2 protein-coding genes are annotated in these 14,708 nt (G+C 76.4%); both read right to left on the bottom strand.

Annotation, left to right across the window (positions count from 1 at the left end; translation table 11 throughout):
- Window positions 1-30: 30 nt before the first annotated feature.
- Window positions 31-1,500, bottom strand: a complete 1,470-nt coding sequence (locus tag ACFRAR_RS20525; protein ID WP_380699547.1) for a condensation domain-containing protein — start codon at window positions 1,498-1,500, stop codon at window positions 31-33.
- Window positions 1,497-14,660 carry a MupA/Atu3671 family FMN-dependent luciferase-like monooxygenase gene (locus ACFRAR_RS20520; protein WP_380699546.1) on the bottom strand — a complete coding sequence of 4,388 codons (13,164 nt, stop codon included), beginning with the start codon at window positions 14,658-14,660 and terminating at the stop codon, window positions 1,497-1,499. The genes ACFRAR_RS20525 and ACFRAR_RS20520 overlap by 4 nt, the downstream gene beginning before the upstream one ends.
- Window positions 14,661-14,708 lie beyond the last annotated feature (48 nt).

The raw sequence follows: 14,708 nt of genomic DNA, 5'->3' as shown, positions 1-14,708 counted from the left end.
GGGGTGCCGCCCGCCGGAGCCCGGCGGGTGTCACGGGAGCGGTACCTCCAACTGCTCGGCCAGGTCCGCGACCAGGGCGTCCAGCCAGCCCCGGATCGTGCCCGGGTCGAACAGGTCGGCGTCGTACTCGGCCTGGCCCGCGTAGCCGTCGGCGTCCGGGGTGAGGCCGAACGAGCAGTCGGCGCGGGTGGAGGGGCCGGGGAGGTCCTCGACCTCGGCGGTCAGGCCGGGCAGGTCGAGGGCGATGGGCGGGGTGCTCTGGACGGCGAGCATGATCTGCGGGTACGAGGCGGGCAGGACGACACCGCGCTCGCGCAGCGGTTCGACCAGCATCCGGAAGGGGGTCACCCCGTGGTCGAGGGCGGAGGCGATCGTCTCGGCGGCGGTGTCCACCAGCTCCCCGAACCCGCCGTCGCCCCCGGTCGGCACCAGGACCGGCAGGCCGTTGGTGAGCAGGCCGACCACCTTCTCGTCGGCCGGCCGGGTGCGGTTGGCGTTGGAGAGCAGGACCAGCACGCTCGGTGCCCCGCTGAGCGAGCCGAGCAGCCGGGCGAGCGCGGCCAGCAGGACGGCGGAGGCCGTGGTGGAGTGCGCGGCGGCGTACCGCCGGACGGCCTCGGCCACGGCCGCCGGGACGCGGAACTTGACGGTCTCGCCGCGCCCGGAGCGCCGGTCGGGGCGCGGCCGGTCGGTGGGCAGGTCCACCGAGAGCGGGGTGCCGCCGAGGACCCCGGCCCAGTGGTCGGCGCACGCCGCGACGGTGGCCCGGGTGACCACCGTCCGCTCCCAGCAGGCGTGGTCGGTCATCCGGCCGGGGTCCTCGGGCAGCGGCTCGCCGGTGCGGTAGAGCGCGCCCAGGTCGTCCAGCACGGTGGCGAGTGACCAGCCGTCGATCGCGATGTGGTGGAACGTCAGCAGCAGCACCCACTCCCGTTCCGCCGGCCGCAGCAGCCGGGCGCGCAGCAGCGGGGGTGCGGCGAGGTCGAAGGGGCGGCGGATCTCGGCGTCGGTGGCCTCGGCGAGTGCCGCCGCCCGCCCGGCGGGGGCGAGCGCCCGCAGGTCCTCGACGGGGAGCTCGGCCGGGGCGTTCGGCAGCACCTGCTGGAGCACCCCGAGCGCGGTGTCCGGGAACCGGGTCCGCAGGCTCTCGTGGCGTTCGGTCAGCGCCGTCAGGGCGTCGGCCAGCCGTGCGGGTTCCAGCGGTCCGCGCAGGGTGATCCGCTGGGTGATGTTCCACACCGCCGGGTCGGCCGACCCGGCGTGGGCGCCGTGCATCCGGTGTTGCGCCACCCCGGCCGGCGCGGCGGCCAGGGCGGTCCCGGCGCCGGTCAGGGTGGACAGCAGCCGGTCGCGGTGGGCCCGGACCAGGCCGGTGACCTCCTCGTCCATCGCCCCCGCCGGGGCCAGGTAGCCGAGCCGCTCGCCGGTGGCGCGCAGCACGATCTCGCGTTCGTCGAGCAGTTCGAGGAGCCGGGTCCACTCCTTCTCGGCCGCGCTCACAGGGTGCCCTCCTCGTAGGCCGGGGCCTGCTCGACGGCGGGCCGGTGGGCGGCCATCGCGCGGATGGTCGGGCGGCGGAAGAAGTCCAGCACGCCGATGCGCAGCCCGGTCGTCTCGCGGACCCGGTTCAGCAGCCGGGTGGCGGCCAGCGAGTGCCCGCCCAGGTCGAAGAAGGAGGTCTCCACCCCGGCGGGGCGGCCGAGTTCCTCCTCCCAGAGCCGTTGCACGGTGCGCTCCAGGTCGGTGGCCGGCGCGGCCTCGGGCCGGTCGGCGCCGAGCGGCCGGGGCTCGGGCAGGGCGGCGGTGTCCAGCTTGCCGTTGGTGTTGAACGGCAGGGTCTCGACGGTGGCCCAGAGGGCGGGCACCAGGTAGTCGGGCAGCAGGTCGGCCAGCCGGTCGGCGACCCCGGGCAGTTCGGCGGCCGGGCAGCCGACGTATCCGGCGAGCACCGTGCCCGCCGCGGTGCGGCGTGCCGTCACCGCCGCCGAGGAGACTCCGGGGATGCCGCGCAGCACGGTCTCGATCTCGCCCGGTTCGACCCGGTAGCCGCGGATCTTGACCTGGCGGTCGGCCCGGCCGAGGTACTCCAGCAGGCCGTCCGGTCGCCACCGGCCGAGGTCTCCGGTGCGGTAGCAGCGGCCGTCGGGGGTGTCGACGAAGCGGGCGGCGGTCTCCTGCTCACGGTTGAGGTAGCCGATGCCGACCTGGACGCCCAGCGCGTGGATCTCGCCGACCGCGCCCGGCGGCACCCGGCGTCCGGCGGGGTCCAGCAGGACGATCCGGACGCCCACCCCCGGGCGGCCGACCGGTGCGTGCTCGGGGCCGTCCGGGTCGACCTCGCAGACCGTCAGGCCGTGGGTCTCGGTCGGTCCGTACTCGTTGACCAGCCGGCAGCCGGGGTTGCGGTGCAGGAAGGTCCGCAGGCCGGGGGTGACCAGCACCTGTTCGCCGCCCGAGACCAGCTCCCGCAGGTGCGGCACCGGCTCCTCGCCGAGGGCGTCGGCCAGGGCGGCCAGCGGGGTGTACGGCAGGTAGACCCGTTCGGCGCGGGTGGCCCGGACCACGGCGGCCAGCGCCCCGACGTCGTAGCGGGTCTCCTCGTCGATCAGCAGCAGGGTGCCGCCGCCGCCCAGCGTGGTCAGGATCTCCTGGATGCTGACGTCGAATCCGCAGGAGGCGTACTGGAGGGTGCGGGCGGCGGGGTGGGCGGCGGTGTTCCAGGCCGCGAGGTGGGCCACGCCCAGGGAGTGCATCAGCACGCCCTTGGGGCGGCCGGTGGACCCGGAGGTGTACAGCAGGTACCCGGGCGCCCGCGGCGAGGGGACGGGCAGCGGGGGCAGCTCGACCGGCTCGGCGGCGGGGGCGGCGTCGGTGAGCACTGTGGGGACGGTCAGGCCGAGGTTCGTCGGGGCGTCGTCCGAGGCGGTGACCAGGACGGCGGGCCGGGCGTCCTCGACGATCAGCCGGCAGCGCTCCGGGCCCTGGAGCAGGTCGATCGGCAGGTGGACGGCGCCCAGGCGCAGGACGGCGAGCATGGCGGCCACCTGGTCCACCGAGCGGGGCAGCAGCACGCCCACCCGGTCGCCCTCGCGGACGCCGGCCGCCAGCAGCCGGCCGGCCAGGTCCTCGACCCGGGCCAGCAGTGTCCGGTAGTCCGTCTCGGTGCCGTCGGCGGCGACCACCGCGGCCTGCCCGGGCCGCTCGGCCGCGGCCGCGGCGATGGTGGCCAGCGGGTGCGGCGGGTCCTGGACGGCCTCCGGTCCGCACTCCAGGGCGGTGTCGGCCTCGGCGGCGGGTACGGCGGTGAGCTCGGCGAGCGGGCGACGCGGGTCGGTGACCGCGGCGGTGAGCAGCCGCTGGAACGCGTCGACCAGCCGGTCGACGGTGGCCCGGTCGAACAGCGCCTCGGCGTACTCGACGTGGCAGCGGATGCCGTCGGGCAGGCTGGTCAGGAAGAGCGTCAGGTCGAAGGCGGAGCGGTCCGGGACGTGGTCCAGCGGACGGGCCGTCACCCCGGGCAGGTCCAGCTCGAAGACCGCGTGGTTCTCGAACTCGACGAGCACCTGGAACAGCGGGTTGCGGCTGGTGTCGCGCGGCGGGTTCAGCTCCTGCACCAGGACCTCGAAGGGCAGTTCCTGGTGCTCGTAGGCGTCCAGCGCGGTGGAGCGGACCCGGCCGAGCGCCTCGGCGAAGTCCGGTTCGCCGGACAGGTCCAGGCGCAGCGCCAGGGTGTTGACGAAGAACCCGACCAGGTCCTCGGTGCCCTCGGCCCGGTTGGCGACCGGGGTGCCGAGCACGATCTCGTCCTGGCCGGCGTAGCGCTGGAGGACGCCGGCGAAGGCGGTCAGCAGCACCATGAACAGGGTCGAGCGCTGGGACCTGGCCAACTCCCGCAGACCATCGGCGAGTTCGGCGGGAAGGTGGTGGACGAAGGCGCGGCCCCGGCCATCCGGCACCGCCGGCCGCGGCCGGTCGGTGGGCAGCGCCAGGACGGGCAGGTCGCCGCCGCCGAACACCTTGCGCCAGTGGGCGAGGCTCTCCTCGTACGCGCCGGCGGCCACCCGGGCCCGCTCCCGGACGGCCTCGGCGGCCGGACCGGTGGTGAGCAGCGGCAGCCGGGCGGCCCGGCCCTCCTGGGCGGCCAGGTACAGCTCGCCCAGCTCCCGGGTGATCACCACGGTGGACAGGGTGTCGATCACGATGTGGTGCATCGACAGGACCAGGACGTGCCGGTCGGCGGCCTGCTCCAGCAGCAGCGCCCGGAACAGCGGGCCCTCGGCCAGGTCGAAGCGGTGCGCGCCCTCGGCGGCGACCAGGTCGGCGACGGCGTCGGGCGAGGCCGCGTCGGCCGTGACGTGCCGCAGCACCGGTCCGGTGGGCGGCGCCAGCACCTGCTGGAACGGTTCGCCGGCCTGCTCCCGGAAGACGCTGCGCAGCGCGACATGGCGTTCGACCAGCAGGCGCAGCGCGCCGTCCAGCGCCCGAGGGTCGAGCGGCCCGTCCAGCGCGATCGCCTTGACCTCGTTGTACTGGCCGCCGTCCGGCAGCATCCGGTGCAGGAACCACATCCGCTGCTGGGCGTAGGACAGCGGGGCACCGCGCAGGGTGTCCCGGCGCAGGACGTCGAGCTGCGGCAGGCCGGCCGCGACCTGCTCGGGGGAGAGCCCGAAGTCCACGAAGGCGGCGATCTCGTCGGCGCCGGCCGCCCGCAGCTCGGACAGCACCCCCTGGACGCTCTCCGGGGTGCCGATCAGCGCGCGGGAGGCGCAGTACCGCTCGTACGCGCGCTCCAGCACGAACTCCAGGTCCTCCTCGCGGGCGTTCTGGTAGTCGAGGGTCAGGCCCAGGCTGTTGGCCATCTGCCCGAACAGCGAGAGCGAGGAGCGCAGGTAGTGGCAGAACGGGCGGTAGGCCTCCTCGCGCGCGGTGGCCGGGTCGGTGCCCAGGTAGGTGTGGACCAGCACGACCACCCGGCCCGCCTCCGGGTCGAGGCCGTGCTCGGCCCGGGTGCGCCGGTAGACCGCGACGTTCTCGGCCAGCTGCGCGACGTCCTGGGTCATCAGGTTGGTGATGACGCCGAGGTCGTGCCGGGCCGCCTCGCGGAAGCTGTCCGGGTTGCCGACGATCGCGGTGAACATCGGCGGCAGCTCCTGGAGCGGGCGCGGGTGCAGGGTCACCTCGATCGGCTCGCCGTTGCCGTTGCGGCCCCGGTACGGCTCGCCGCGCCACAGCGCCCGGACGGTGTCGACCTGCCGGTGCATCAGCTCCTTGTGGCTGCCGTAGTGCTCGGGGAAGAACAGGAAGTCGTTGGGGTGCCAGCCGCTGGCGCAGCCCAGGCCGACCCGGCCGCCGGAGAGGTTGTCGACCACCGACCACTCCTCGGCGACCCGCACCGGGTGGTGCAGCGGCAGCACCGCGCAGCCCGCGTTCAGCCGGATCCGGCTGGTCTCCCGGGCCAGGGCGGCGGCGAGCACCGAAGGGTTGGGGAAGATGCCGCCGAAGGAGTGGAAGTGGCGTTCGGGCAGCCAGACGGAGTGGAAGTCGTGCCGGTCGGCGAAGCGGGCGCTCTCCAGGACGATCCGGTACTTCTCGTCCTCCGGGGAGTCCAGGGGGTAGTCGCCGAAGAAGTAGAGGCTGAAGTCCACCGGGCGCCGCGGGTCGCCGACCGGCTGGTACGAGGTCGGGACGGCTTCGGTGCGGGCCGTCCCGACGGGCGCCGGGAGTTCGGTGGCGGGCCGGGCGGCGGGCGTCCGGACGCCGGGCGAGGCCGGGAAGAAGCCGCCGCGCCGCAGGTCGCGCAGCGACTCGCGGACCGCGTCGATCACGAACTCCAGGTCGCCGTCGGTGTGGGCGGTGGAGAGGAAGAAGTTGCGCCACTCCCAGACGTAGACCCCGCGGGTCAGCAGGTGCGGGAAGAGCAGCTCCATGTCGGCCCGGGGCTCGAAGCGGAAGAGCGAGCCGAAGTGCGCCAGGCGCAGCGGGAACTCCTCCTCCTCGAAGAACCCGTTCAGGGTGGCCGCCAGCTCGTCGGTGCGGGCGTTCAGCCGCTCCTGGAGGCCGGGGCCGGCCGCCTTGAGGTGGCGCAGCACCGCGCCCGCGGCGGTCATCGCCAGCGGGTGCTGGATGTAGGTGCCGCCGAAGAAGGTGGTGTCCTTGGGCGGATAGCTGTCGTCCCCGTAGTCCCAGTGTCCGCCGTCGATCCCGTCCAGGATGTCGGCCCGCCCGGCGATCGCGCCGATCGGGTAGCCGCCGCCGAGCACCTTGCCGTAGGTGGACACGTCCGGGGTGACGCCCCAGAAGCCCTCGGCGCCGCGCAGGTGGGGGCGGAAGCCGGTGAGCATCTGGTCGAAGACCAGCACGATGCCGAGCCGGGTGGTCAGTTCGCGCAGCGAGCGGACGAACTCGACGGGCTGGCGCCCCGGGTGGCGGCTCTGCACGGGCTCCACCAGGACGGCGGCGATCCGGTCGCCGTGCTCCTCGATGGCCTTGAGGCTCTCCGGGTCGCCGTACCGCAGCACCAGCAGGTCCGCGACCGCGCTGCCCGGGATGCCGATGGACACCGGGACGGTCTCCCGGTCGGCGCCGTGGCCCAGCGTGCGGCCCAGCGTGTGGTCGAAGTGGCCGTGGTAGGAGCCCTCGAACATGACGATCTTGTCCCGGCCGGTGTGCGCCCGGGCCAGCCGGATCGCTCCGGCGTTGGCCTCGGTGCCGGAGTTGGCGAACGCGACCCGCTCGGTGCCGGTCAGCTCGGCCAGCAGCTCGGCGGCCTCGCCGGCCTCCGGACCGCGCGGGCCCAGCCGCAGCCCGGACGCCAGGTGTTCGCGGACGGCCTCGGAGACGAACTCCGGGTCGTGGCCGAAGAGCAGCACGCCGAAGCCCATGGTGATGTCGACGTACGGGTTGCCGTCGACGTCCTCCAGCCGGGAGCCCCGGGCCCGGCGGGCGGCGAGGGGGTAGAGCATCTCCTTGGTGCCGGAGCGGAAGCCGACCACGGCGCGGCTGTCCGCGAGGGTGCGGCGGTGGCGGCGGGTGATCGCCTTGGAGGCGGTGGTGCGGGCGGTGAAGCGGGCGACCAGCTCGTCCACGTGGGCGCGCTGCTGCTCGCTCAGGCCGCCGGAGGCCATGCCGGACTCGCGGGAGACGGTCACCCGGGGGCCGTGCACCTGCGGGGCGGCGGGGGCTGCGGCCGTCGGTGCCGCGGTGGCGGGCGTCGGGGCCGGGGCGGCGACGGGCAGCGCGGCCGGGGGCAGCACGGCGGGGACGGCCGCCGGGGGGAGCGCGGGTACGGCGGCGGTGCCGGCCAGCAGGCCGAGCTGGTCGCGCATCAGGTCGGAGAACTGGCCGAGCAGCGCGAGCTGGCGTTCGATCAGGCCGGTGTTGCCGTCGGCCACCGGAGGCAGCGCGGCGGGGGCCTGCGGGGCGGCCGGGGCGGGGAGCGCGGGGAGCGCGGGCTGGGGTGCCGGGCCCTGGACGGCGGGGGCGGTCGGGGTGGCCTGGACGGTCGGGGTGGCCTGGACGGGATCCGGGGCGGTCTGGACGGGCGCAGCGGGTTCGGGCTCGGGTTCCGCCACCGCCACCGCCACCGCCGCCACCGGCTCCGGTTCGGCGGCCGGCAGCAGCGTGGCCAGCACCGCCGGATCCAGCCGGGAGGCGATCAGCCCCGCCAGCCGGGCCGGGGTGTCCGCCGCCTCGAACAGCTCGCGCATCGACACCCGCACCCGGAACGCCCGCTCCAGGTCCCGGATCATGTTGATCATCGAGAGCGAGTCGGCGCCCAGGTCGAAGAACGGCTCGTCCACGCCGACCGAGGCCTCGTCGTAGCCGAGCTGGCGGGCCGTCCGCTCGACGACCTGCCGCAGGACGGCCTGCTCGGCGAGTTCCTCGGGGCCGGGCCCCGGGTTCGGCTCGGCGGCCGGGGCGTGCTGCTGGGGTGGGTCCTGACGCATGGCGGGGTCCTCGGTGGTCGGCCGGGCAGGGGCGGTGAACCAGTGGCGGCGGCGCTGGAAGACGGTGGTGGGCAGCGGAACGCGGCGGGCCGGTCCGTCCGGCCAGTCCCGGGCGGCGGCGAAGCGGGCCCAGTCGAGCGGGACGCTGTGTACCCAGAGCTCGGCCGCGGCGGCGCCGAACCGCTGTTCCGGCGAGGCGCCGCGCCGACCGCCGGGCACGAAGTGGCGCTGCGGCAGCTCCCGGCGGCCCAGGCCGGTCAGCACCGGGTGCGGGCCGACCTCCAGGAAGAGCTCGTGGCCCTGCCCGTCCAGCGCCGCGAGGACGAGGTCGAACCGGGCGGTCTCCCGGGTCTGGCGGACGAAGTACGCGGGCGTCGGGACGGTCCCCGGCGCCAGCACCTCGCCGCCGAGGTTGCTGACCAGCGGTACGGTCAGCGGCCGCAGCCGCAGCCGGGCCAGCTGGTCGCCGAAGGGGCCGAGCACCGGGTCGAGCAGGCGGGAGTGGAACGCCCGGTCGGTGGCGGTCCGTTCGGTGGACAGTCCCTCGGCGGCGAGGACGGCCTCGGCGGCGGCGATCTCGGCGGGCGGGCCGGCCAGCACGCACTGGCCCCGGCCGTTGACCACGGCCACCTCCACCCCGGGCAGCCGGTCGCGGAGCCCGGTCAGCCGGTCGAGGCCGGCCGGGACGACCGTCATGGCGCCCGGCCCGGTGAGCCGGTGCATCAGGCGGCCGCGCAGTGCGGTGAGGAACATCCCGTCGGCCAGGTCGAGCGCGCCGGCCGCGTGGAAGGCCGCGTACTCGCCGGCGCTGTGCCCGGCGACGGCGGCCGGCCGGACCCCGAGGTCCTGCCAGAGGCGCAGGCAGGCGGCCTGGAGGGCGAACAGGGCGGGCTGCGCCGCCTCGGTGGTCCAGGTGTCCTCGACACCCTGGGGTACGGCGTCGAGCAGCAGCGGCAGCAGCGGCTCGTCCCAGTTCTCCCGGTGCAGCCGGTCGCAGGTGTCGAGGACGGCGCGGAACCCCGGGAAGGCCTGGTACAGCTCGGCGGCCATGCCCCGGTACTGGGAGCCCTGGCCGGTGAAGAGCAGCACCGGCCGGGCCTCACCGCGTCCGGTCTCGTGGTGGGACGCGGAGGCGGTGGGCCGTCCCGCCAGGAAGGAGTCCAGCGCCTTGGCCAGGGCGGCCGGGTCGGCGCCGGTGACGGCCAGCCGGTGGCGCAGCGGGCGCCGGCCGCCGCCGAGGGTGAGCGGCAGGTCGCCGGGTGCGGGGGCCGGTCCGGCGGTGAGCCGGTCGCGGAGCAGACCGGCCAGTTCGGTCAGGCCCTGGGCGGTGCGGGCCGACAGCGGCAGCACGGTCGGGGCCGGCCTCGGTTCGGCGGCCGGTGCGGGCGGCGGCGGGGCCTGCTCCAGCACCAGGTGGGCGTTGGTGCCGCCGACGCCGAGCGCGCTGACCCCGGCCCGGCGCGGGGCGGGGCCCTGCGGCCAGTCCCGGCGTTCGGCCGCGAGCCGGAAGGGGCTGCCGGGCAGCTCCAGCGCCGGGTTGGGGCGGGTGAAGTTCACCAGCGGCGGGATGGTGCCGTGCCGGATCACCAGCAGCGCCTTGATCAGGCCCGCCATTCCGGCGCAGGTGTCCAGGTGGCCGATGTTGGGCTTCACCGAGCCGAGCGAGCAGAACTCGGCGGCGTCGGTCCGGGCGCGGAAGGCCTGGTCCAGCGCCCGGAACTCGATCGGGTCGCCGAGCGGGGTGCCGGTGCCGTGTGCCTCGATGTAGCCGATGCTCTCGGCCGGTACCCCCGCCAGGTCCAGGGCCCGGCCGACCACGGCCGCCTGGCCGTCCACGCTGGGCGCGGTGTAGCCGACCTTCCGCCCGCCGTCGTTGTTGACGGCCGAGCCGAGGATCACCCCGTGCACGGTGTCGCCGTCCGCCAGCGCCCGGTCCAGGCGCTTGAGCAGTACGGCCGCGACGCCGTTGCCGCCGACGGTGCCGCCCGCGTCGGCGTCGAAGGCCCGGCAGGCGCCGTCGGGGGAGAGGATCGAGCCCTCCTCGTAGCGGTACCCGGCGGCCTGCGGGACGTGCAGGGCGGCGGCGCCGGCCAGGGCGAGGTCGCAGTCGCCGGCCAGCAGCGACTGGACCGCCAGGTGCACCGCGACCAGGGAGGTGGAGCAGGCGGTCTGCACGCCGACGGCCGGTCCGGTGAGGCCCAGCCGGTAGGCGACCCGGGTGGCCGCGAAGTCCGCCTGGTTGCCGATGGCGGTCTGGAGCGCGGCCACCGGCTCGGTCGGGTCGGCGGTGCCGGCCAGGGTGTGCTGGTAGTAGGTGCGCAGCGCGTACAGGGTCATCCCGGTGCCGGCGAAGACCCCGACCCGGCGCTCGGGGTCGGGCGCGTCGTAGCCGCCGTCCTCCAGGGCCTGGCGGCAGATCTCCAGCAGCAGGCGCTGCTGGGGGTCCATCAGCGCGGCCTCGGTGCCGCTGATGCCGAACGCCTCGGCGTCGAAGTGGTCGATGCCGGGCAGGGCCCCGGTGACCGGGACGTAGTCGGGGTGGCGGTACTCCTCCTCCCGCAGCCCCGCCGCCGCGAGTTCGGCCTCGGTGAACCGGGTGGTGCTCCGGACGCCCTCGACGATGTTGTGCCAGTACTGCTCGGGGCTGTCGGCGCCGGGCAGCCGCAGCGCGAGGCCGACGATCGCCACCCGGCGGTCCTCGACCGGCCCGGCGGCGGGGGAGGCGGCGGGGGAGGCGGCGGGGGAGGCGAGCGGCCCGGCGGCGGGGGAGGCGGGTTCGGCGGCCAGCTGGGAGATCAGGGCGTCCACGGTGGCGTGGCGGAACAGTTCGGTGGGTGACGGGGGCGTCGGGAGGGCGGCGCTGAGCGCGCCGTGCACCCGCATCAACTGGAGGGATCCGATGCCGAGTTCGGCGAGCGGTCGGCCCGGGTCCAGCGGGGTGTCGAGGACCGACTCGAAGGCGTCCAGGACGAGCCGGCGCAGCGCGGACGGCGCGGGCCGCCCGGTGGCGGGTGCCGGCGCCGGTGCCGAGAGCGATGCCTGGACCTGGGTCGGTGGCGTGGCGGACGGTGTCGGCGCGGCGGCGGACACCGGGCGCGGCGCGGTGGCGAGCAGGCGGCGCCGCGCGGCGGGGGAGCTCGGGTCCGGGCCGGCGTAGTGGTGGCCCGGGGCGCCGGCCAGCAGCAGCGCGGCCAGCCGGCGGCCGTGCGCCGGGCTCAGCACGGCGATGCCCCGTCCGGCGGCGGCCTGCTCGTTCTCCGTGTCGCGGTTCATGCCGACCCCGCGCCACAGCCCCCAGGAGATCGTCCAGGCCGGGGTGCCGGTCTCCCGGCGCAGCCGGTCGACGGCGCTCTCCAGGTAGCGGTTGGCGGCCGCGTACCCGGTGGAGCCGACCGCCTCCTGGAGGCCGATCATCGAGGAGAAGGCGACGAGCTGCGCGCCGGGCCGTTGCCGGACCAGCTCGATGAGGTGGTCGGTGCCCTCGGTCTTCGCCCGGACGGCCTCGCGCCAGCTCTCGGTGTCGGTGTCGGCGAGCAGCGCGAGCCGGTAGCCGCCGGCCAGGTGGAGTACGCCGTCCAGCGGTGCCTGCCACTCCCGCTCGGCCTCGGCGAGCGCCGCCTCCAGGTGCTGACGGTCCGTCACATCGGCTTGCCGGTAGGTGACCTGGCCGCCCTGGGCGGCCAGCCGGCGCAGTGCCGCCCGGCGCTCGGCGGCCTCGGGGGTCGGGGCGTCCAGGTCGCCGCGGCCGACGATCAGCAGCCGGGAGCCGTACTCGCGCAGCAGCCCGGGCAGCAGCTCGGCGGCGATCCCGCCGAGGCCGCCGGTGACCAGGTAGCGGGCGCCGGGGGTGAGCAGCGAGCAGCCCGGCTCGGACGGTCCGGGGGCGGCCTCGGCCGGTGCGAGGCCCTCTCCGAGCCGGGGGGCCCACGGGCGGCCCGCGCGCCAGGCGCACTCGGGCTCCGGGCGGGGGTCGGCCAGCAGGGCGAGCAGCGCGGCGGCCTGGTCGGCGGCGGGCGCGCCGGCCGGCAGGTCGACGTGCCGGGCGGCCGGGACGAGCTGCTCGGCCCGCGCCCCGGCGGTCAGGGCGGCGGTCAACGCCGCCCGGGGGGTGGGAAGTTCACCGGGGAGCACGGCGTGCAGCCCGGCGCTGACCGAGACCAGCTCGCGGACCGGCGACCACGCCGGGAGCGCCCGCAGCAGGGCGAGCAGCGTCTCTTCGGGCCGGGGCGCCGAGGCGTCGGCCGTGGCGCTCCACAGGTAGACCAGCCGGTCGGCCGTCAGACCGTCGAGGGCCCGCAGCCAGTCCTCGGGGTCGGCGGTCGGCGGCCGGTCGACCACCAGGGCGTGCGGCAGGGCGGCGGCCAGGGCCTCGGTGAGGCTGCCGGGGCCGGACGGGCCGAGCAGCAGGATCGTTTCTTCGGTCGACGGATCCCCCGGGGCCTCCGTCGTCGGGCGGGGCTCCCAGCGCAGCTGCCGTACGCAGTCCGGCAGCGTACGGGAGTTGGCCTCGGCCAGGTCCAACGCCACGATGTGCTCGTCGAGTTCGCCGTCCAGCAGTCGGCCGCGCAGCGCGGTGCGCTGGATCTTGCCGCTGGTGGTGCGCGGGAAGTCGGCCACCGGCACCGGGAGCACCAGGGCGGGCGCGGGCTGCCGGCGGGCGGCCAGCAGCCGCCGCACCTCGGCGGCGACCGGCGGCGCGGGGGCGTCCGGGTCGTTCGGGACGTAGGCGATCACCAGCTGCTCGGTGCCGGTGCGTTCGTCCGGCACCCCGAAGGCCGCGACGTGCCCGGAGCGCACCCCCGGCGCGGCGGCCACCACGTCCTCCAGCTCGTGGCAGAAGTAGTGCACGCCGTTGACGATGATGATCTCCTTGCGCCGGCCGGTGAGCACCACCTCGCCGTCGGCCAGGAAGGCCAGGTCCCCGGTGTCGAACCAGCCGTCGCCGACGAAGGCCTCCCGGTTGGCGCCCGGGTTGTTCAGATACCCCGGCGTCACCCGGCCGGAGCGGACCTGGAGGCGGCCGACCCAGTGCTCGGGCAGGGCGCGTCCGGCGTCGTCGGCCACCCGCATCCGGGTGCCGGGCGCGGGCCGTCCCATGCTGAGGAAGGCGGTGCCGCGCTCCGCCGCGTCCGGGGCGAGGGGCTCCAGCCGGCCGCTGAGCGAGTCGGTGCGCACCAGCCGACGGGCGCCGGCCTCGTGGTAGCGCTTGTAGGCGATCGCCGTGCAGGTCTCGGCCATGCCCCAGCCCAGCAGCAGGTGCTCGGGGCGGAGGTCGAACGGGGCGGTGGCGGCCAGGAACTCGTCCAGCACCGCCTCGGTGCACTGCTCCCCGGCGTTGATCAGGGACTTGACCGCGGACAGGTCCCAGTGGCGGCCGGGCCCGGCGGCCCGGACCGCCTCGGCGACCAGCCGGTAGCCGAAGTTGGGGGACCAGGAGTGGGCCGCCCGGTAGCGCTCCAGCGCGTCCAGCCAGACCAGCGGATCGGCGAGCACGAGCTCGGTGGGGATCTGCACCTGGTCGGCGGCCAGCACCACGTCGCGCAGGTGGAACATCAGCAGCCCGGCGACGTGGTCCAGGGGCAGCCAGTTGACGGTGGTGTCGGCCGGGTCGCAGCCGTGGGAGACGGCCCCGGCCACGTACTCCAGGATGCCCCGGTGGGTGATCTGCACCGCCTTGGAGCGGCCGGTGCTGCCGGAGGACAGCTGGAGGATCGCGACGTCCTCGGGCGCGGGGGTGTGCTCGGGGCCGGAGGGGTGCCCAGGGGCGTGGGCGGGGGCGTGGACGGGGGCGTGCCCGGGAGCCGGGCCGTCGGAGGGCCGGTCGACCGCGATCACCCGCAGGCCGGGCGCCGGGTACAGCTCCCCGAGCCGCTCCAGGCCCGCCACCGCCGGGCCGCAGGCCAGCACCGGCGGCTCCGCCAGCGTCTGCCAGGCGTGCCAGAGCTTCTCCAGGACGGGATTGCGCTCGTGGTAGTCCGGCGGGCGGGCCACCGTGACGGGCCGCATCCCGCCCAGCAGGCAGGCCCACAGGGCGGGGAAGTAGCACTCCGGGTCCGGGAGTTGGAGGATCACCCGGTCCCCGGCCCGGACCCCGGAGGAGGCCAGCACGGCGAGGATCTCCCGCGCCCGGGAGAGCAGTCGCGGGTACGTCAGCCTGGTCGCCTCGCCGCCCGCCCGGATCAGGTGCAGCCCGCGCTCCGGGTGAAGCTCGGCGGCGCGCAGCAGCGCCTCCGGCAGCGTCCGGGGCGCGTCCGGCGCCGGGTCGGGCAGCGGGGCGCCGACGGCCTCCGTCCCGGGGCCCCCGGGTGCGGCGGCCGGCTCGGCCGAGGCGGTGCCCGCCGCCGGGCCCTCGCCGAACGGGCGCCAGTGGTCGGTGAGTTCGCTCAGGTGGCGCAGGGCGGGGCCGGGCGCGGCAGGCGTCCGGTCGAGCGCCGCGGCCAGCGCGGCGGCGTCGGGTTCCCCCTCGGAGGTGCGGACGATGCCGTCCAGGAGGTGCAGTTCGGCGCTCGGATCGGCGTCCAGCAGCGCGGCGGCGGCCAGGCGGCGCAGGGCCTCGGGATCGCCGTCGGCGGCGGGCACCAGGTAGGCCAGCAGGCCGGGGCGCCCGTTCTCGCGCTCGACGGGCAGCAGCGTGCAGTCGGCGATCTCCGGGCGCAGCAGCAGTCGGGCTTCCAGGGCGCGCAGCCGGCCGTGGTCGGGACCGGTGGGGCTCATCAGGTTCGGCACCTTTCGGATCGGTGCCGGGGCGCGGGTGTGGGCCGC

The sequence above is a fragment of the Kitasatospora sp. NPDC056651 genome (genome assembly GCF_042792155.1).
In the GTDB taxonomy this organism is placed as follows: domain Bacteria; phylum Actinomycetota; class Actinomycetes; order Streptomycetales; family Streptomycetaceae; genus Kitasatospora.
This window is presented reverse-complemented; position numbering and strand designations above follow the sequence as displayed.

Excerpts from the sequence above, each read along its gene's own strand:
- ACFRAR_RS20520 (WP_380699546.1), bottom strand. The coding sequence starts at position 14,660 with ATGAGCCCCACCGGTCCCGACCACGGCCGGCTGCGCGCCCTGGAAGCC.